The organism is Yaniella soli (genome assembly GCF_054782375.1).
This window is the reverse complement of sequence record NZ_BAAGSP010000004.1, coordinates 1-18673: the sequence shown is the minus strand read 5'-3', so window position 1 is coordinate 18673 and position 18673 is coordinate 1. Positions and strand designations below refer to the sequence as shown.

20 protein-coding genes are annotated in these 18673 nt (G+C 57.4%); 7 read left to right on the top strand and 13 right to left on the bottom strand.

Annotated features, from left to right (window positions below):
- Positions 1-34 precede the first annotated feature (34 nt).
- The 13 genes from ACYVJT_RS02935 to ACYVJT_RS02875 form a co-directional block, all read right to left on the bottom strand.
- Positions 35-499, bottom strand: coding sequence for a hypothetical protein (locus tag ACYVJT_RS02935; RefSeq protein ID WP_343955673.1), 465 nt, complete (start codon positions 497-499; stop codon positions 35-37).
- Positions 500-687: 188 nt separating this feature from the next.
- Positions 688-1530, bottom strand: coding sequence for a hypothetical protein (locus ACYVJT_RS02930; RefSeq protein WP_343955675.1), 843 nt, complete (start codon positions 1528-1530; stop codon positions 688-690).
- Between the two features lie 157 nt (positions 1531-1687).
- Positions 1688-2236, bottom strand: a complete 549-nt coding sequence (locus tag ACYVJT_RS02925) for a hypothetical protein (protein WP_343955677.1) — start codon at positions 2234-2236, stop codon at positions 1688-1690.
- 17 nt (positions 2237-2253) lie between these two features.
- Positions 2254-3555, bottom strand: coding sequence for an ABC transporter permease (locus tag ACYVJT_RS02920; RefSeq protein WP_343955679.1), 1302 nt, complete (start codon positions 3553-3555; stop codon positions 2254-2256).
- On the bottom strand, positions 3552-4262 hold the full coding sequence (locus ACYVJT_RS02915; protein ID WP_343955681.1) for an ABC transporter ATP-binding protein: 711 nt from the start codon (positions 4260-4262) through the stop codon (positions 3552-3554). The genes ACYVJT_RS02920 and ACYVJT_RS02915 overlap by 4 nt, the downstream gene beginning before the upstream one ends.
- 119 nt (positions 4263-4381) lie before the next feature.
- Positions 4382-5464 (bottom strand): tryptophan--tRNA ligase, encoded by a 1083-nt coding sequence (gene trpS / locus ACYVJT_RS02910; RefSeq protein ID WP_425579833.1) that lies wholly within the window; start codon positions 5462-5464, stop codon positions 4382-4384.
- Positions 5465-5476: 12 nt separating this feature from the next.
- The gene (locus ACYVJT_RS02905) at positions 5477-6331 is read right to left on the bottom strand and encodes an exodeoxyribonuclease III (protein WP_343955683.1); all 855 of its coding nucleotides are present in this window, start codon (positions 6329-6331) and stop codon (positions 5477-5479) included.
- 8 nt (positions 6332-6339) lie between these two features.
- Positions 6340-6864, bottom strand: a complete 525-nt coding sequence (locus tag ACYVJT_RS02900) for a hypothetical protein (protein WP_343955684.1) — start codon at positions 6862-6864, stop codon at positions 6340-6342.
- Positions 6865-7002: 138 nt separating this feature from the next.
- Positions 7003-7887: a bifunctional methylenetetrahydrofolate dehydrogenase/methenyltetrahydrofolate cyclohydrolase gene (locus tag ACYVJT_RS02895; protein ID WP_343955685.1), complete on the bottom strand. Its 885-nt coding sequence runs from the start codon at positions 7885-7887 to the stop codon at positions 7003-7005.
- Positions 7888-8007: 120 nt separating this feature from the next.
- Positions 8008-9288 (bottom strand): serine hydroxymethyltransferase, encoded by a 1281-nt coding sequence (gene glyA, locus ACYVJT_RS02890; protein WP_343955686.1) that lies wholly within the window; start codon positions 9286-9288, stop codon positions 8008-8010.
- A 93-nt stretch (positions 9289-9381) separates the two neighbouring features.
- The gene (locus ACYVJT_RS02885) at positions 9382-9585 is read right to left on the bottom strand and encodes a hypothetical protein (RefSeq protein ID WP_343955687.1); all 204 of its coding nucleotides are present in this window, start codon (positions 9583-9585) and stop codon (positions 9382-9384) included.
- Positions 9578-10003 carry a hypothetical protein gene (locus tag ACYVJT_RS02880; RefSeq protein WP_343955688.1) on the bottom strand — a complete coding sequence of 142 codons (426 nt, stop codon included), beginning with the start codon at positions 10001-10003 and terminating at the stop codon, positions 9578-9580. Before ACYVJT_RS02880 ends, ACYVJT_RS02885 begins: the two co-directional genes overlap by 8 nt.
- A gap of 4 nt (positions 10004-10007) precedes the next feature.
- The gene (locus tag ACYVJT_RS02875) at positions 10008-10520 is read right to left on the bottom strand and encodes a hypothetical protein (protein WP_343955689.1); all 513 of its coding nucleotides are present in this window, start codon (positions 10518-10520) and stop codon (positions 10008-10010) included.
- Positions 10521-10611: 91 nt separating this feature from the next.
- Between ACYVJT_RS02875 and ACYVJT_RS02870 the strand changes: the two genes are divergently transcribed.
- The 7 genes from ACYVJT_RS02870 (at position 10612) to glsA (ending at position 18561) form a co-directional block, all read left to right on the top strand.
- A complete protein-coding gene (locus ACYVJT_RS02870; protein WP_343955690.1) occupies positions 10612-11844 on the top strand; it encodes an NAD(P)-binding domain-containing protein in 1233 nt (410 codons plus the stop codon).
- A 52-nt stretch (positions 11845-11896) separates the two neighbouring features.
- Positions 11897-12367, top strand: coding sequence for a Fur family transcriptional regulator (locus ACYVJT_RS02865; RefSeq protein WP_343955691.1), 471 nt, complete (start codon positions 11897-11899; stop codon positions 12365-12367).
- Between the two features lie 56 nt (positions 12368-12423).
- A complete protein-coding gene (locus ACYVJT_RS02860) occupies positions 12424-13935 on the top strand; it encodes a catalase (protein ID WP_343955692.1) in 1512 nt (503 codons plus the stop codon).
- Between the two features lie 133 nt (positions 13936-14068).
- Positions 14069-14938, top strand: a complete 870-nt coding sequence (gene purU / locus ACYVJT_RS02855; RefSeq protein ID WP_343955693.1) for a formyltetrahydrofolate deformylase — start codon at positions 14069-14071, stop codon at positions 14936-14938.
- A gap of 62 nt (positions 14939-15000) precedes the next feature.
- Positions 15001-15525: a gamma carbonic anhydrase family protein gene (locus ACYVJT_RS02850; protein ID WP_343955694.1), complete on the top strand. Its 525-nt coding sequence runs from the start codon at positions 15001-15003 to the stop codon at positions 15523-15525.
- Between the two features lie 79 nt (positions 15526-15604).
- Entirely contained in the window at positions 15605-16567 is a 963-nt protein-coding gene (locus tag ACYVJT_RS02845) for an NAD(P)-dependent oxidoreductase (RefSeq protein WP_343955695.1), read from the top strand.
- A 32-nt stretch (positions 16568-16599) separates the two neighbouring features.
- Entirely contained in the window at positions 16600-18561 is a 1962-nt protein-coding gene (gene glsA / locus ACYVJT_RS02840) for a glutaminase A (RefSeq protein WP_343955696.1), read from the top strand.
- Positions 18562-18673: the final 112 nt, after the last annotated feature.

The window sequence follows — 18673 nt, the reverse complement described above, 5'->3', positions numbered from 1 at the left end:
ACAGTATAAACGTCGTGGTGGTCAACGGGCGGCATTAGGCACCCTGCTTTTTAAACCATTCGTGAACGTCTGAGCGAAAGGCTAAGGATAATACCCATCCTGCAGCGAGGACCTGTGCGAGGCTTAACGCCAGACCAACCATGTCAGTACCGGATCCAGCAAGAAGCCGTGCGATTCCTTGGACGCCACCAAACGCTGCGAGCAGCGCCAACACTGCCGCAACCCAGCGAGCCCAATTCTTCGATTTGTAGACCCAGAAGGCGACCGCGCCGTAGAGAAGCAGCAGAAATAAGAGCGAGGTGATGTATGCGTTGCGCAAAGACGCTACCGACGCCGTCGTACCGTCGCCCAGCTGCAATGTAGTTTCGGCGGCCGAGGGCAACAGTGTGATGATCACGTTGATCAATTGCGCACCGATCATGACCACAGCCAGGATAAGAAAAGCGATGCTCAAGTTCTTGGCGTTCTTCGGTTGCTGTTGAGCGGGCTGCTTTTGCATGCGGACTACGGCTTTCTACACTGACATTCGGTAATGAGGGGATCAACGGTTCGTTCGAACCGAGTACAGCCTATCGAATGCACACATGGCATCAGGTCATATGAGAAGCAGTCAGCCGGTCAGGGTGTTCTGACCGGCTGACTGCAGGATATATTTGTACGGTTCATGCGGGAACCGTCAGGCGATATTTAGTTTGATGGATTTGACGGTGGTGGTCCCTGTGGCGGGTTCTGGCCGCCTGGGCTACCTGGTCCGGGGCCGCCGGGCTCATAACCGTAGCTTCCAGCGCCTGGACCGTACTGGCCACCATAGGGAGGCTGCTGTCCGGGAGGTGGCGTCTGACCATATGGGTTGTTACCCGGCTGCTGGCCCGGCTGACCGCTAGGAGCCCAGGGTTGCTGGTAGCCGTGTCCGCCGCCCGGGACGTACCAAGCTGCGACGTCAGCGCGGAACGCGAAGATCAAGTACCAGACAGCGGTGCCGATGGTCACGAGCGCGGCCAGCAGCATGACGAGACCATAACCCGGACTCACGGTGAGCGTAACGAAGCTGGAAAATAGACTCAACAGACTGGAGAGGCCGCCGAGGAATGCGAACACGATCCCAAGGATTCGTCCCCAGTTTTGACGGCCAAGCAGTGGCACGATCACCAGGGCATAGAGACCCATGGTAATGATCAGTCCCACGATACCCGTGGCTCCGCTGAAACTGGCGAGCTCGCTGAATCCAGTCATGGCTGCCAGATCGGACCACACAACACTGTTGACGATGAGCACTAAAATTTGTGTCACGAGGTAGCCTGCCGCAGAAGCCAGGGCCGCCAGCTGCAATTGGCGTACCGGCTGTGGCAGATCAGAGCTTGATGACAATACCTTTGCAAAAGGCGACTGCCCACCGTTTCCTGGGTTTTGGCCACTCGGTCCTTGACCGTACTGTGGGCCTCCGGGACCGGTCGGCCCGCCGGGTCCCCCATTAGGGTTATTCGTCATTGCCTCATCTCCATCTTCAATGGCGTGTTCTTGTTGTGTCATGCGCTGCCATTATTGCCAGAGCATGATGAGCGGTAGGTAGCCGTCATGTGAACAATGCATTGCACATGACTATATGATGCTCAACTTACCGGCCTAACACACCAGGCTTATGGCCAGTGTGCTGCCGCATGGGCGTAGGACACCACGAATTGTTATGTTAATTTTGCAAACGACGATGGATAGCGAACCACTGGCTGGTCGATTTACTCATGGCTTGCACAATCCACACAACAGTCAACACCACGGTGATCCATCCGAGAATCGTCGTTGCAAGCTGGAGGCCTGAGAGATTCCCGTAGCCGGTTGCTAACAGCAGCGAGTAGGCCGACGACAGCAGGAACAGTATCGCCAGTATCAGTCCCACGAAGCGGGCCCAGGTCCGATTGCCGCGCAATCCGAGCCCGACGATGACAAAGAGTACGAGCATGATGACAGCTGTCACGATGTTTGTCACCGTAAACATGGTGACCATGCTATCCATCACCTCGGGGGTCAGCTGTTCCAACTGTTCGGGTGGCAGCGAGTCGGCTACGAATTCCTCACTGTCTATCATCAATGTGATGATTGACGAGACCAAGTTGAGTGCCAACAGCGGCCAGATCAGCATTTTTGTCAGTCGCGAAGACCGTGGCTCACTGCCGAAATCAGGCATCGTGGTCGCAGCATATGGCGTGGTGCCGTATTTGTTTCCTGGTGTTTTAGACATAACGTGTTTCCCGTCCTTTAGTCATGGCGTAGTGCTTCAATCGGGTCTTTCGTCGCGGCTCTGCGAGCAGGCAACGTGCCCGCGAGAAACGCGATCAAGATGATAACCACAGCGATGACGAGCAGCGACACCGGTTCAATGGCAAACAGTGCGAGCCCCGGCACCGAGTCCAGCGGTCCGTTGATCAACACGGAGTTACCGATCACCCCGAGGACCGAGCCCAAGCCGATCCCGATGATTGAACCCATCAGCCCGATCACGATGGCTTCGGTTGAAAACAGCGTGAACACTTTGCCGTTGGTCATCCCCAAGGCTTTATAGAGTCCAATTTGGCGGGTACGTTCTTGGACCGAAATGAGCAGTGTGTTGACGATACCGAAGCTTGCGGCAAGTAACGCGATGAGTGCGAATCCGTTGAATACCCACGTAATCGCATCGATGATGCCGCTGATCATACCCATTTGGTCTTCAACGGTTTGACCGACCATATCAATCTCGGCTAGGTCCGCTTTGATCTGGTCCTCGTTTTCGGCGAGGTTGTCTACGGTAAGCACGGCTTGCATATAGCTGTAGTCCAGGGTGGTGTCGTCGGCGGTGTTATTGATTTCGGCGATTTCCTGGTTGAGTCCGTGTGAAGGAATCGGCTGCGCACCAGAACCTGTAATGGTCTCTTCGGAGACGCCGACGACTTCGGCTTCGACCGTTTCGGTGTTGCCTTCCAGGTCTTGTACGCCAACGGTGACCGTCTCGCCGATGGCTTGATCGGCGTTTTCAGTGTCATCGATGTCAAATGTACTAAGCCAGGAGGTTGGGACGACGATTTCGTGGGCGTCATTGGATGTTGACGGGGCTTCGCCTGCCGCGTATTCGAGCATGGACAGTTCGAATGGAAGTCCGGGTGAGGAGAGCGCGTACTGGGTGCCATCTGACATTTCGAGGTACTCGACGTTGACGAAGACCATCGGGTCAACCAGCTCAACGTTGTCGAGCTGTTCCAACTCGTCGATATCGTCTTCGTCTAATGCTGGCATCCCGAATTCAGAAGTGGAGCCTTCGGCATCGGGATCGTATTCTTGTGGCTCACTCCCGGCAAAGCTCATGGAAGCGTCCATGGTTTGTGCAGGCATGACGTACACCTGGTTGGTATCGCCCATCGCATCGACTTGTGCGTCGATATATTTGTTGATGCCGGCACCAATGCCGGATGTCAGTGTCAGCGTAAACGCGCCGACTACGACGGCGGTCACGGTCAGGAACGTGCGAAGTTTGGTCCGCAGCGTGTTCGCTAAGGCTGTTTTGAAAATGTCGAGCGTCTTCATGCGTTACCCACCGTGTCTTCCAGGATTTCGCCGTCTTGAATGCGAATTTGTCGATCGCATTTTGCCGCCAGATCTTCATCGTGTGTGACGACGATCAGCGTTTGGCCTTCCTCGTTGAGACCGAACAGGAGGTTTTCCACCACGGCGGACGTTTCGGAATCCAGATTTCCGGTGGGCTCATCTGCAAAGAGAATTTCGGGGCTGTTGATCAGCGCACGGCCAATCGAGACGCGCTGTTGTTGACCGCCGGAAAGTTTCCCGGCTTTTGATTTGAGTTTGTCACCCATTTCCAACATTTCAAGAATCTCGGTGCCCAGACGCTGTCGTTCAGCTTTGGCCACTTTGGCGATTTTTAATGGCAAGGTCACGTTTTCTAACACGGTTTCTTGCGAGTTGAGGTAGAACTGTTGGAACACGAAGCCAAAGGTGGTGTTTCGTACTTCGGCGATTTCTTTCGGTTTCAGGTCGGAGACCACTTTGCCTCGCATCGCCACGACGCCAGAACTGGGCTGGTCCAACAGCGCCAACAGGTGCATCAACGTGGATTTTCCGGATCCGGATTTACCGATGATGGCAACGGATTCGCCTTGCTGAATCTCGAAGGTCAGTCCCTTGAGGGCAGGCACTTTGTTCTCACCGGTGCCAAAGACTCTAGCAAGGTTTTCGGTCTCTAATAGTGGTGGGCTTTGAGCGGGGGTCGCAGTCATAGCACTCCTTGGGTCGCAGTTTTTTCAGCTGCTATCCAGTGTGCCAAAACCAGTGGTTGAATACTTCCACTGCGAGACTGAAATTCCCCTAGGCCGCTGGGGTGAGTCGAAGCGGTGGTCTACCGACCAACAGGCAGAAAGCCGGTCTTTTGATACACCTCATCCAATACGGGCGCGGCGACGCTGCGCGCCTTTTCTGCGCCTAACGCCAGGATTCGGTCTAGTTCTGCCGGGTCATCCAAGAGTTCCAGAGCTCGGGTGCGGACCGGTTCGAGTCGTTGTGTCACGGCTTCAGCTAAGTCAACTTTGAGGTGTCCATACATTTTGCCCTCGTAGTCCGCCACAAGTTGTTCAACGCTCCGGTCGGTGACGGAGGCGTAAATGTCCAGCAGGTTCGAGACACCCGGTTTGTTTTCCCGGTCATACGAAACCTCAGTACCGGCATCGGTGACCGCAGATTTAATGCGTTTTGCGGTGACTTTCGGTTCGTCCAAAATGTTGATCAGCCCGTTTGGCGACACGGCAGATTTGGACATTTTCGATGTCGGCTCTTGCAGATCATAAATGCGCGCACCTGTTTCGGGGTAGAAGCCAACCGGCACGACGAACGTTTCACCGTAGCGATGGTTAAAGCGCTGTGCCAGGGTACGGGTCAGTTCGATGTGCTGGCGCTGGTCGTCTCCCACGGGAACACCGTGTGGCTGGTAGAGCAGGATGTCGGCAGCCATCAGCATCGGATAGGTGAACAAGCCAACGCCGGTCGCGTCGGTGCCTTCCCGTGCCGATTTATCTTTGAACTGCGTCATACGTGCGGCTTCGCCCATCCCGGTGAGACAGGTCAAAATCCACGTGAGCTGCGTATGTTCGGGAATATGTGACTGCACAAACAAGGTGGAACGTTCTGGATCAATGCCGGCAGCAATGTATTGGGCTGCCGCCACGCGAGTGCGTTTGGTCAGATCCGCGGGATCCTGCGCCACGGTTATGGCATGCAAGTCCGGGATGAAGTAGTACGCTTCGAAGTCTTCTTGGACTTTCACCCAGTTGACCAGGGCCCCAAGATAATTGCCCAGGTGCAAAGAATCTGCGGACGGCTGCATACCCGACAGCACGCGCGGATGTGCAGCGGCTGAGGTCAGGTGTGCGGTTTTGGAAAGATCGGTGGCCAGAATATCGGCCGGTGTTGGCTGGCTAGTGGACACGAATGGACCTTTCTAGAACTGGTAGTCCACCACGAGTGGTGAGTGATCGGAGAAGCGGGTATCGTATGATGGCGCACGGTCCACCACGGCTTTGGTGACTTTGTCAGCCAATTGTGGTGTGGCGGCCTGATAGTCGATGCGCCAACCGGCATCGTTATCGAACGCTTTGCCACGGTAGGACCACCAGGTGTAGGGCCCGGGAACTTCGCCTGCAACACGACGGCCCACATCAACCCAGCCCAGTTTCTCTGGTGAGAAGAATGTGTCAAAGTAGGCACGTTCTTCCGGCAAAAAGCCAGAGTTTTTGACGTTGCCCTTCCAGTTTTTAATGTCCAGTTCGGTGTGACCCACATTGAGGTCACCGGTGATAACTGACAGATTCTGACGCGATTTCATGGTCGGTAAGTACTCGACCATGGCGTCCAAGAATTCGAATTTGTCATCTTGCCTCGGGGTATCGACTTCACCGGAGTGCACATACACGCTGGCAACCGTGACAACCGACCCGTCGGGGGCATTGAAATCGGCTTCCACCCAGCGACCCGAATCGTTGAGTCCATCGGCAAGGCCGGTGCGGGTCTCAAGGGGTTTCAACCTCGATGCGATGGCGACGCCTGCACGGCCTTTTGCTTCGGCTTCATGAGCATGAATGTAGACGGTTTCCCACGCGTCCCCCACGATCTCGGTGAGCAGTTTGTCCAGAATGTCCTGGGGTGCACGCACTTCTTGGAGGGTGATGATGTCGATGTCGCGGTTGGCAAACCACGATGCCATGTCACGACGATGTGCGGCACGAATGCCGTTCACATTGACCGTCGCGACGCGAAGAGTGTTGTCAGCCTTGGGGTCAGCAGCGTTGGTATGCATAATTCTTTCTAGTTGATGACGTCGCCGGTAATGGTACCTGGGCCGTTGTTTGGATCCGATTTCGACGACTTGCCGCGATCGGGGTTGAGCATGTCCCGAGCATTCGAAGCGGTCATTTCGATGGTATCCAGGGCTCGGTCGATCATGGCCATATCAGCGTCATCACCCTTGGCGAGCTCTTCGGTCACAACACGTTTTTGCACTTCAACAATTTTCAGTGAGTGGTCGACCTTGGTGTCGCGCATTGGATCAGTAGCATCCACGACGTTGCCGCCTGCAGACGATGCGGCCAGATTAGAACCGAGATTTTGGGCGGTTTTGTGCACGGCACGGGCACCGCGACGCACCATAAACAACGAGACGGTCGATAGGATCAACCAGCCACCGGAGATGACCACGACCATCCACCCGACGATGTCGTTTTGGTTGGCCGCGAAAATGACGGCAACAATAAAGGCAATGACGACGACGAGGAGCACGACGTTTGTGAGACGAAGGCCGCGGCGACGTGTTGAAGATTCGATGGACTGCATAGCTTCTAGTATCTCGTATTTCTGGGTTCAGTTCCCAATTGGTCGCACACATTATCCCGTGCGCTAACACCATCATCCCCCGACCGGTGGAGCCAGTGGACGAGGGATGATGAGGCTGCGCCGTCGTAGCGGTCGACGTTAGGCGTCTGTTGCCTGCTGTTCTGCGATTTCCACCACGTTTGCCACGAGTTCCACACGCGTCATCGGACCGACGCCGCCGGGATTTGGCGACATGGCAGAAGCCACGTCGGCGACGTCTTTGGCGACATCGCCGACGATACGTGTTTTGCCGTCGTCGCCTTCTTCGCGCGAAACACCCACGTCAAGGATGACGACGCCGTCTTTGACGAGGTCTTTGGTGACCATACGTGGGTTGCCTGCCGCGGCAATAATGATGTCCGCCTGGCCGATCAGGTCGTTCATATTGGTCGTACCGGTGTGGGCGGAAATGACGGTGGCGTTGACATCACGGCGGGTGAACAGCAGTGATGCTGGACGTCCGATGGTAATACCGCGACCGATAATCAACACGGTTTTGCCTTTGACGTCGATGTCGTGATGACGCAGCAGTGTGAGGCAACCCTTCGGCGTGCACGGTAGCGGCCAGGTGACCTCGCCGCCGGCGGAGGCGACCAAGCGCCCCAGATTCAACGGGTGGAGTCCGTCAGCATCTTTTGCAGGGTCGATGGCTTCCAACACCGTATCGGTATCGACGTGATCCGGCAGGGGCAACTGGACGATGTAGCCGGTGCACTCCGGGTTATTGTTGAGCTCATCGATGACGTCCAGAATCTCGTCCTGGGTCGCGGTTTCTGGCAGTTCGCGGTGCAGCGAGGTGATGCCAATTTCTTCCATGTCACGGATTTTTGCACCGACATAGGATTGCGAACCCGCATCTGTGCCGACGAGTACGGTGCCGAGGCCGGGTGTGATCCCTTGTTCTTTGAGCTTGGAGACTCGCTCGGCAAGGTCTTCTTTCATATGAGCCGCGGTGGCGCGGCCGTCAAGTTTCAGCGCAGTCATGTGGTTCAACCGTCCTTTGTCTATTCGTTTCGACGTTCAGCGATCAACCCGCGTCCGGGCCCTGCATTTAGTGTAATGATGAGCCCGGACGCTGTCAGTAGTCGGTATCCAGCCGGTGTGTTACCAGTTTTCGTAACCTTCATACAGTGGGAAGTCATCGGCGAGCTTCTCGGTGCGAGCGCGCAATGCGTCCACATCTGGGTTTGGCTTCAATGCCTGGGCGATGATGTCGGCGACTTCGGTGAACTCTTTCGTGCCGAAACCGCGCGTCGCCAGCGCCGGGGTGCCAATGCGCAGACCAGATGTCGTCATGGGAGGGCGTGGATCCCACGGCACCGAGTTGCGGTTCACGGTGATCCCGACTTCGTCGAGAATGTTTTCGCCCTGTTTGCCGTCCAACTCCGAGTTACGTAGATCGACCAGAACCAGGTGAACATCGGTACCACCCGAGAGCACGGTGACGCCATGCTCGGCCACGTCGGAGCCCATGAGGCGTTCCGCCAGAATCTGGGCACCTTCGAGTGTGCGTTGCTGACGACGTTTGAATTCTTCAGATGCGGCGATCTTGAAGGCGACGGCTTTGCCTGCGATCGCGTGCATGAGTGGACCACCCTGCTGGCCTGGGAAGACACGCGAGTTGAGCTTCTTACCGTAGCTTTCCTTGGCCAGAATGAACCCGGAACGTGGTCCGGCCAGCGTCTTGTGCACGGTAGAGGAGACAACATCGGCGTGTGGCACTGGGTTCGCGTGCAATCCTGCTGCGACCAGCCCAGCGAAGTGCGCCATATCGACCCAGAGTTTAGCGCCGACCTCTTGTGCGATCGAAGCAAAGGCCTCGAAGTCGAGCTGACGTGGGTAGGCCGACCAGCCGGCAACAATCACATCGGGACGTTCCGCGAGCGCTTGTTCACGGACCTTATCCATGTCAATGCGGAAGGTCTCGCGGTCGACTTCGTAGGCCACGATCTTGTGGCGGCGACCAGAGAAATTCAGCGGCATCCCGTGGGTCAGGTGGCCACCGTGGTCCAGGGACAGCCCCATGAGTGTGTCACCGGGTTCCATGAGTGCTTCCATCACCGCTACGTTGGCCTGGGCGCCGGCGTGTGGTTGCACGTTGGCGAACTCAGCACCAAACAGGGTCTTGGCGCGTTCAATGGCCAGGTTTTCCGCGACGTCTACGTGTTCACAACCGCCGTAGTAGCGACGACCAGGGTAGCCTTCGGCATATTTATTGGTCAGTACCGAACCTTGGGTTTCCAAAATGGCGCGCGGAACAAAGTTTTCCGAGGCAATCATTTCTAAGGTGCCGCGTTGGCGGCCAAGCTCAAGCCCCAATACTTCGGCAATTTCTGGGTCAACTTCTGCCAACGGGGCATTATTGACTTTCGATAGTTCAGACATCGCTCTCCTGGTCCAAAAAAATTCTGCTTCGACTCCACTCATCATAATGGGCGAATATGCTTACGGCGTGCAGTTGTCGTTCCACCACGAACGCTACGTGCCACCATCAGCCTTCCTCGCGACGCTGAGCCACTCGGGATGATCTTCGTGGACATCAAGTACCCATGTCACGGGTTCATCGAGGTAGCTGACATGTGGGGCAAACCAGTACGTCACATCGGGGTCCCATCCAGCGATCACGCTCGCCGTGTGATTGTCAACCCAGATCGCGGTCCCGGCGGCACAAAGATTAGGCACGAGTCTGCAAATGTACAGCGTCATAGTATTTGGCGACTTCGGCCCAATCCGGCATGAACCACTTACCGCGGCGGCCGGTGGCGCGATACCAGTCGTGACGCTTCTGTGCCGTGACATCGGGCGGGAACCTAGCACATAATCCCGCCCAGGCCTGTTCGCTGTCGATCTCATAAATCTGCGGTGTCTCAGGCACTGTGAGTCGCTGGCCTGTGGCTCGCTCCCAGCCTAGGGAATCTTCCACGAACCACAGCTTCACCGGGCTGCCATCGAAGAGTTCGCCCGCGGATGAGGCAAGCTCTCCGGGCGGGCGTGACCACCAGTGACCACTGAAGTTCGCGGTCGGGTCGAGGGGCCTGTCACGACGCGCGACGACTTCTTCGTCGATGACTTGGTCCCGTGCCGCACCAAGTACCGCCATCGGATCAGGTATATGAGACGGCAGGCGCGCCATGCCATCCAACGGCCCATTGAGCATGTTTCGTCACCGGTTCAGTCCACCACCCGGTGTGCTGCGAGATAGCAACATGATGAGCAACCCGCGACAGAGCCGCCCGCAGCTGGTCGGTTGCAGCGAGCACATCGCGGCCATCGGGCTCTTGCCAGTACCGAGCCGAGCCCACAGCCATAAAGAGCGCATCGCGCAGCAGCGCTGGGGTCACCTCGGCCAGCACCACGGCGGCCAAGCGGTCCGCGACCTGTGCCGCGGTGACGTTTGCGATCTCCGCATTAGCATCGCCATATAAGCTCACCGAGGTACCCTTGTTCGGGTCAAGTTGATAGGAAGCCCAAAAGACGGCCGCACTGAACGAATCGTCATGGTGCCCGTTGTCGTGGAGACGTTCGGAGGCGACCGCAAATTCGAGCAGCAAGCGTCGCCCCCGTGGGCCGTGCATGAGCAGCTCCGCCAGACCAGTTCCCGATGGTGTCTTGTACATGCCACTCACCCTACAGAAAGAACCACCTGACACCGTGGTGTAGTTGTCGCGCACCACAGCGCTGTACTGATCGCTGCATTAGCCTGGAACCATGACACGAGTCGAAGCCACCGATAGGACCGCATCGGTTCAACATTTCAGCATCCTCATCATTGGCGCCGGACAGGCGGGGTTATCGGCCGCCGGTACCCTGCATCGACGCGGTTTGGTTCCCGGCCAAGATTTTGCGGTGCTGGACGGCAACGAGGGGCCCGGTGGTGCGTGGCGGCATCGTTGGCAGGCACTCACGCTGGGACGCGCGCATGGTGTCCACGATCTGCCTGGCTTTCCACTCGAAAACCCGGACACCTGGCGGCCGGCATCCGAAGTGGTCTCGGAGTATTACGGCGCCTATGAAGACCATCTCGAGTTGGCGGTCATTCGCCCGGCGAAGGTTCAAGCCGTTACCCAAATCCACAACGACGTCTTCTACCTGTCCACCGGCGCAGGTGATTTCACAGCCTCGGCGATCATCAATGCTACCGGGACCTGGGAGACACCAAACATTGCGTACTATCCCGGACTCGAACACTTCAAGGGCCCGCAATGGCATACCAAAACCTTTCGCGATGTCGAAGACTTCCGCGATCAACGGGTGCTAGTGGTCGGCGGCGGAGCGTCATCGACGCAATTTTTGATGATGCTGGCAGATGTCACCGACCATACAATCTGGGTCTCACGCTCCCTGCCCCGCTGGAACGCCGAACACTTCGACCCACAGTGGGGCCGCAAAGTTGAACAGCGCGTCACGACCCAGGTCACGGCTGGCCAAGCGCCACGTTCGGTCGTCGCCAATACCGGGCTCGCACTCAACACTGAAAGTCTGTCCTACATCAACCGTGGCACGCTGGTCTTCCGGGGCTTCATCGACTCTTTTGGACAACACGAAGTCGTCATCAACGGGGCCGGACCCGACGGTGCCACGGTGAACTCACAAGGCCGCGCCGTCGACGATTTGCTTCGCAAGGGCGATCCCGCGGTGGCTCGGTTGCATCGCAACACCGAGAAACTGCCGGGCCACGGGACCGACATCGACCACCAGTGGGTCACCCCGATCGACTCGATCTTGTGGGGCACCGGTTTTCGGCACAGTTTAGACCACCTCGAGCCGTTGGATATCCGCAGCGCAGCCGGTGGTGTCAAAGTCGAGCAGGACGGCGTCACCGTGCCGGCCAACCCGGGCCTGTATTTAGTTGGCTATGGGGCATCAGCTTCCACCATCGGCGCGACCCGAGCAGGGCGACGCGCAGCCACGGCTGCTATCAAACACACTGACTACTTTTGAATTACTCATAAGAAATGGCATAATGGAAGGTGGATCGACGAAGGAGGTATAGGTGACCAACACTGGCCAGAACAACGATTGGCCGTCGCGTATCCGGGCAACCGGTTTGCGGTCTACCCGTCAACGCGTCACAACATTGGAAACTCTTGAAGAGTCCCCACATGTTACCGCTGACGAACTGTTGAACCAGGTTCGCCTGACCTTACCTGCGATCACCATCCAATCGATCTACACGGTTGTCCAATCGCTGGTTGATGTCGGACTGATTCGAAAATTGGAGTTTGGTGCCACCGCGGCACGCTTCGAAATCGAACGGCCCGATAATCATCATCACGTCCACTGCCGCATATGCGGACGCATCGAAGATGTCCCGTGCCAACATGGCAGCGCACCGTGCATGACGCCAGCCAATACCCACGGCATGGTCATCGACGTCGCTGATGTGGTGTATCACGGAACGTGCACCCAATGTTTAGCCGACGTTGACCAAGGTGTCGTTGGTGAATCAGAAGTGTCAGCCTAAACTGTAGATTTGTTCAATAGTTCGCCCCTCACCCCCTGTCTTAAGGAGACGAAGTAATGGCTGAGAAGAAGACTCCTCACGCTACCGGGTCAACCACACAGGCCGGCATCCCAGCAGTGAGCGACCGCAACTCGCTAACCGTTGGTGCTGACGGCCCGATTGTGTTGCACGACCACCACTTGCTCGAGACCATGCAGCACTTCAACCGCATGAACGTCCCAGAGCGTCGTCCACACGCCAAGGGCGCCGGTGCATTCGGTAAATTCACCGTGACCGAAGACGTATCCCAGTACACCAAGGCCGCAATGTTCCAGCCTGGCGTAGAAACCGAAATGCTCGCTCGCTTCTCCACCGTCGCCGGTGAACTGGGTTCACCAGATACGTGGCGTGACGTGCGTGGTTTCGCACTGAAGTTCTACACCGAAGAGGGCAACTTCGACCTGGTCGGCAACAACACCCCGATCTTCTTCGTGCGCGACCCAATGAAATTCGCACACTTTATTCGCTCACAGAAGCGCCTGCCAGAAAACGGTCTGCGCGACAACACCATGCAGTGGGACTTCTGGTCACAAAACCCAGAAACCGCGCACCAGGTTACCTACCTGATGGGCCCTCGCGGACTACCAAAAACATGGCGCAACATGAACGGCTACAGCTCCCACACCTACATGTGGGTCAACGCCGAAGGCGAGCGGTTCTGGGTCCAGTACCACTTCCTGACCAACCAGGGCATGGAGCACCTGTCGAATGAGGAAGCCGAAGCATTGGCCGGTTCCGACGCCGAGTACCACCGCCGTGACCTCTACGATGCAATCGCTCGTGGCGACAACCCATCGTGGGATCTGTGGATCCAGGTCATGCCATATGAAGATGCCAAGACCTACCGGTACAACCCATTCGACCTGACCAAGACCTGGTCGAAGAAGGACTACCCACGGATCAAGGTCGGCACCATGGAGCTGAACCGCAACCCAGAGAACTTCTTTGCTCAGATCGAGCAGGCCGCATTCTCCCCAGGAAACATGGTGCCAGGCATGGGCATGTCACCAGACCGGATGCTGCTTGCCCGTAACTTCTCCTACGCGGATGCCCAGCGCTACCGCATCGGCACCAACTTCCAACAGTTGCCAGTCAACCGTCCGATCAACGAAGTCCACACCTACAACTTCGAGGGCAACATGTGGTTCGAGCACTCCGGTGCTCGCCGCCCATACGTCCCGAACTCATTTGGTGACTCCTGGTCAGATGAAGAAGGCCCAGTCGATGTGTCCTGGGAATCCGACGGCGAGCTCGTGCGCACCGCACAGACTCTGCGCGAGGACGACAGCGACTTCATCCAGCCAAACATCCTGGTCAACGAAGTCTTCAGTCAGGAAGAACGCGACGGCCTCGTGGAAACCGTGTCCGGTTCACTCGAAACCGTCATCGAGCCTGTCTTGTCCAATGCCATCCAGTACTGGAAGAACGTCGATGAAACCATCGGCCAGCGCATCGAAGACAGAGTACGCGCCGGCGTCGTCTTGGGAGACCAGCAGCCAGGCGGCGACCCACTCGACGAAGATCGCTAAACCCAGCGCACCGTGCTAGTTCACTAGCGTGACATCACAGGCTCCGAACCTCCGGGTTCGGAGCCTGTAGTGTTTAAAGTAACTGCTACCATAGCCACAGATCTTTCCGTCGGATAAAGGAACTGCACGCATCATGGCCACCGGCACCAAGAGCCTCATCGTCACCCTGTCATGCCCCAACCAACCCGGCATTGTCCACGCGATTACCGGAGCACTGTTGAACGTCGGTGCAGATATCTCCGAATCACAACAGTTCGACTCCCCCAATAGCGGGACATTCTTTATGCGCGTCCAGTTCTCCACCGAAGCAACGGTCCAAGACACCGAGGACGCAATCGCCTCGGTCGTGGCGGAATTTGGCATGGACGCCCGAGTGTATGATGCCGCCGTCAAAACGCGCACGCTCATCATGGCGTCCAAAGACGGTCGCACCATGAATGAGTTGTTATTTCAGCAGCATGCCGGGACGCTGCCGGTCGATGTGCCCGTCATCGTGTCCAACCACCTTGACCTCCAGCCGATGGCCTACTTCTACGACGTGCCATTCGTCCATATCCCGTCGATCAAAAAAGCCGACGGCACCACGAACAAAGCCGAGGCCGAAGCGCGACTGATGGAACTGGTCGATGAATTCGACATCGAACTGGTCGTACTCGCCCGCTACATGCAGATCCTTTCGGATGACCTCACGAGGAAACTCGATGGCAAGGCTATCAATATTCATCACTCGTTCTTACCTTCGTTCAAGGGTGCTCGCCCGTACCACCAGGCCCACGATCGGGGTGTGAAACTCATCGGCGCAACCGCCCACTACGTGACCGCCGATCTGGATGAGGGACCGATCATCGAACAGCGCGTCCAACGCGTCAACCATGCGCTGACCGCCCAAGATTTCGTCCAGCGCGGGCGCGCCGTCGAAGGCGCCACCCTGGTCCAAGCAGTGCAGTGGCACACCGAACACCGGGTGCTCATGGATGGCGATCGAACCGTCATCTTCGAATAGTCTGCAGCAGAGGTGGGACACGAGATAGTGACACCTTCCACGAGCGGTTCTATGGTAACGGTATGGCAATTATCAAAAAAGTTTTGGGCAAAACACCCCAGATCCATGACACTGTATTCCTCGCCGAGTCCGCTGCTCTCACCGGTGAGGTCACCATGGCCGAACATTCCTCGGCATTCTATGGTGCCTCCGCCCGGGGCGACTCGGCACCGATAACCGTCGGCGCCCGCTCGAATCTGCAGGACAACGTGGTCCTCCACGCCGATGAGGGTTACCCCTGCACCATTGGCGAAGACGTCTCACTAGGCCATTGCGCGATCGTCCACGGTGCAACGGTTGGTGACGGTGCGCTGATCGGCATGAATGCCACCGTGTTGAACGGCGCGAAGGTAGGCGCCGGCTCATTGGTTGCGGCAAACTCGATGGTGCCAGAAGGCATGGAGATCCCACCGGGATCCATGGTGGCCGGGGTGCCGGCAAAAATTCGTCGTGAGCTCACCGAAGACCAGGTTGCCGGACTGCGTTCCAACGCGGAGGTCTACGTACGACTCGCCACCGAACATCGTGCTGCTGAAGACGTGAAATAGCCGACAATTTTATGTTTTCGACCGGCCGATGATCCTTCGCCTCTGTTGTTTTTCTTTCATTCCATGTGAGCATAGGGATATGACTCAAAAGATCGTGATTTTGCCGGTACAAGCCGATCGGGATAACACCCCGTATGAAGATGCGCACCTCGCCACGGTGGCCGCGGCCGAACGCCACGGGTTTTCGATCGTGGATCCCGATGACGGTGACGCCACCGCCATCATGGTCGTACGAATGATCGACTCGGATATCATCGAAGCGACCCTGGAAGCCAATCCACACATCTCGTGGATACAGCTGCCCTACGCCGGGGTAGAAACCTTCCTGCCGGTCGCCGAAAAATATCCGCACGTGACCTTCACTTCCGCCAAGGGAACCTACGCGCCACCTGTCGCCGAACACGCGCTGGCCCTGACGCTAGCGTTATTGCGTCACTTGCCCGAACGCATCCGTGCCACCAGCTGGGGCGCCTCGTATGGTACAACCCTCAACGGTGCCAACGTCGTCATCGTCGGCGGAGGCGGCATCGGGGCAGAACTCGTCCGGCTCTTCTCGGTCTGGGACACAGACATCACCGTGGTCCGTCGCAGCACCACCCCGGTCCAAGGTGCCGACCGTACGGTCACCTCAGACCGGCTCGATGAAGTATTACCAAACGCCGACGTCGTCGTCGTGGCTGCCGCAGCGACACCGGAAACCACCAAGATGTTTGGACCAGAACAATTTGAGCTGATGAAAGATCAGTCCGTGTTGGTCAATATTGCCCGAGGCACACTGATCGATACGGATGCTCTGGTCGCAGCACTTGCCGACCGTCGGATCCATTCGGCTGGTCTCGACGTCACCGATCCAGAACCACTCCCCGATGGCCACCCCCTGTGGGCCGAGCCAAATTGCATCATTACGCCCCACACCGCTGATACCGCAGAGATGGTCATCCCCCTCTTAGATGCCCGGATCGAACGCAATCTGGCGAATTTAGCGAACGATGTGGCGACTGATAAATTTGAGGGTCTGGTCGATGTGCAGGCCGGATACTAACAACCGTTGGACGACTTTGATGAGGGCTGACCATGATGATCTCACCGTTGCATCGTTATCTATCTGAACTCCTCGAGAACTTACGTCCGATGACGTCGGGAAATCTCAATCCCGTCACCGAGGTCGCAACCGACCCGGACGTCAACAAGGTCGGCATCACGTTGACTACCGTCAACGGGCACCAATACTCATCGGGCGATTCCACCCATAAGTTCGCGATCCAGTCGATTGCCAAAGTCTTTTCCTACGGATTGGCACTCGATGATCTCGGTCCCACCGAAGTCGGCAAAAAAGTTGATGTGGAGCCCTCCGGTGACCCGTTCAATGAAATCTCACTGCAACAAAATACCGGTCGTCCCGACAACCCCATGATCAATGCCGGTGCCATCGCAACCGTCGGATTAGTCAAAGGCAAGGGCGGCAAAGATCGTCTGAGTCGTATTTCTCGAAGCATGGAGCTGGCTTCCGAAGGCTCACCGGGTGAACTCGAAATCAACCGGACCGTCTACCACGCCGAAAATATTGGCGGCCACCGTAACCGTGCGCTGGCATGGCTGTTGCGGTCCTTTGAGATCATCGATTCCGATCCAGAGCCCGTCGTCCAAGACTATTTCCTGGAATGCTCCACGGACGTCACCACCGAAAATCTGTCGATGATGGCCGCCACGCTCGCCAATAAAGGCGTCAACCCGGTCACCGGGCGCGAAGTCTTTTCAGAGGAGACCACCCGGCAGGTCTTAGCAGTGATGATGACGTGTGGCATGTATGACGCCGCCGGCAACTGGATGATCGACATCGGCCTACCGGCCAAATCTGGTGTCGACGGGGGCATCATGGTTGTAGTGCCAGGGCAACTGGGCATCGGGGTGTATTCGGCCCCGCTGGATCGGCACGGCAACTCAGTCCGTGGCGCAGCAGCAATTCGTCGCGTCACGCGTGATCTTGGCCTCCACTATGCGGATGCGGCGCCACTGGGTGGCTCCACGCTTCGCGCGCACTACTCGCTGGCCGATGCCTCATTGGGCGTCGTACGTTCCACAGAGTTATCGCGCATTACCGCCCAATTCGGGGATCGCTGCCAGATCCTGGAGGTCTCCGGTGATCTGGGCTTCGCCGAAACCGAGACCATGGCACGCACCATCGTCGAAATGGAAGACGACGTGTCCATGGTGATCATTGATTTCCAGGGAGTCGACGATTTTGGGCGCGCCGCCATACTCATCTTGGCCTCACTGACTGCAAAGTGGCGAGCCATTGGCAAAGACATTATCTTCATCGACTGGGGCGAGACCCTGGTCGAACATATCCTCGACTACATTGAAGTTCGCGAGGATCTCGACCTGCCCGATCCGCGAGAGAAAGCGAAAGCTGCCTCTGCCGGTCACATCGATCTGCCCTGGGATGCCGAAAGCATTGAGGAGGAGATTACCGGTGAGTTCCGCCTCTTCGACAACCGCTCTGCAGCCTTGGAATGGGCCGAGCTGCGGTTGGCCCAGCGGTATGCACGCCAGATTCTGCAGACGGACGATACGCCACGCGAACCCGGCAATGCCCCGGTCTTCGAGTTCCTTGATGACCGCGATGTCGATGTGCTGGCCGGGTACATGGAGCTGCGCAGTTATACCGCAGACACGGTGATCCGCCGTGTCGGGCAGCCTTTCGGTGGTATTTACTTCATCCGGTCGGGCCGTGTCGAACTCGCAGCAGAAGGCCGCGGCGACGCCCGGTACCGGCACGTCTACTTGTCACCGGGCACCACGTTCGGTGAGTTTGCGTTGAGCTATACGGGCCGCCAGCTGACCACCATTCGTGCGATTGATGACGTGGAAGTGCTGGTCCTATCGGCACAGAAGATCCGTTCGATTGAGAAATCAGCCCCACACTTGGCCATCCGGCTCTGGACTGCGATTGCACGCGAAGCCTACACGGTGCTAGAACAGTCCTCTCGTGAGGCCGGGGCCCGTGAAGACTACGATCCCGACCAGCACGACTAAAACACCCACCCTTGAAATCGAGTAGGTGGGTCGGGTTTCCCGACCCACCTCTCACACCACCGAGCATGCGGGACCGCACTCGGCGGTTCGCTTAGCCGTTTGGACGAAAGCG

What these genes read in the sequence shown, in the direction of transcription:
- ACYVJT_RS02935 (WP_343955673.1), bottom strand. Translation starts at nt 499, where the DNA reads ATGCAAAAGCAGCCCGCTCAACAGCAACCGAAGAACGCCAAGAACTTG.
- ACYVJT_RS02930 (WP_343955675.1), bottom strand. Translation starts at nt 1,530, where the DNA reads ATGACACAACAAGAACACGCCATTGAAGATGGAGATGAGGCAATGACG.
- ACYVJT_RS02925 (WP_343955677.1), bottom strand. Translation starts at nt 2,236, where the DNA reads ATGTCTAAAACACCAGGAAACAAATACGGCACCACGCCATATGCTGCG.
- ACYVJT_RS02920 (WP_343955679.1), bottom strand. Translation starts at nt 3,555, where the DNA reads ATGAAGACGCTCGACATTTTCAAAACAGCCTTAGCGAACACGCTGCGG.
- ACYVJT_RS02915 (WP_343955681.1), bottom strand. Translation starts at nt 4,262, where the DNA reads ATGACTGCGACCCCCGCTCAAAGCCCACCACTATTAGAGACCGAAAAC.
- ACYVJT_RS02905 (WP_343955683.1), bottom strand. Translation starts at nt 6,331, where the DNA reads ATGCATACCAACGCTGCTGACCCCAAGGCTGACAACACTCTTCGCGTC.
- ACYVJT_RS02900 (WP_343955684.1), bottom strand. Translation starts at nt 6,864, where the DNA reads ATGCAGTCCATCGAATCTTCAACACGTCGCCGCGGCCTTCGTCTCACA.
- ACYVJT_RS02895 (WP_343955685.1), bottom strand. Translation starts at nt 7,887, where the DNA reads ATGACTGCGCTGAAACTTGACGGCCGCGCCACCGCGGCTCATATGAAA.
- glyA (WP_343955686.1), bottom strand. Translation starts at nt 9,288, where the DNA reads ATGTCTGAACTATCGAAAGTCAATAATGCCCCGTTGGCAGAAGTTGAC.
- ACYVJT_RS02880 (WP_343955688.1), bottom strand. Translation starts at nt 10,003, where the DNA reads ATGGCGGTACTTGGTGCGGCACGGGACCAAGTCATCGACGAAGAAGTC.
- ACYVJT_RS02875 (WP_343955689.1), bottom strand. Translation starts at nt 10,520, where the DNA reads ATGTACAAGACACCATCGGGAACTGGTCTGGCGGAGCTGCTCATGCAC.
- ACYVJT_RS02870 (WP_343955690.1), top strand. Translation starts at nt 10,612, where the DNA reads ATGACACGAGTCGAAGCCACCGATAGGACCGCATCGGTTCAACATTTC.
- ACYVJT_RS02860 (WP_343955692.1), top strand. Translation starts at nt 12,424, where the DNA reads ATGGCTGAGAAGAAGACTCCTCACGCTACCGGGTCAACCACACAGGCC.
- purU (WP_343955693.1), top strand. Translation starts at nt 14,069, where the DNA reads ATGGCCACCGGCACCAAGAGCCTCATCGTCACCCTGTCATGCCCCAAC.
- ACYVJT_RS02850 (WP_343955694.1), top strand. Translation starts at nt 15,001, where the DNA reads ATGGCAATTATCAAAAAAGTTTTGGGCAAAACACCCCAGATCCATGAC.
- ACYVJT_RS02845 (WP_343955695.1), top strand. Translation starts at nt 15,605, where the DNA reads ATGACTCAAAAGATCGTGATTTTGCCGGTACAAGCCGATCGGGATAAC.
- glsA (WP_343955696.1), top strand. Translation starts at nt 16,600, where the DNA reads ATGATGATCTCACCGTTGCATCGTTATCTATCTGAACTCCTCGAGAAC.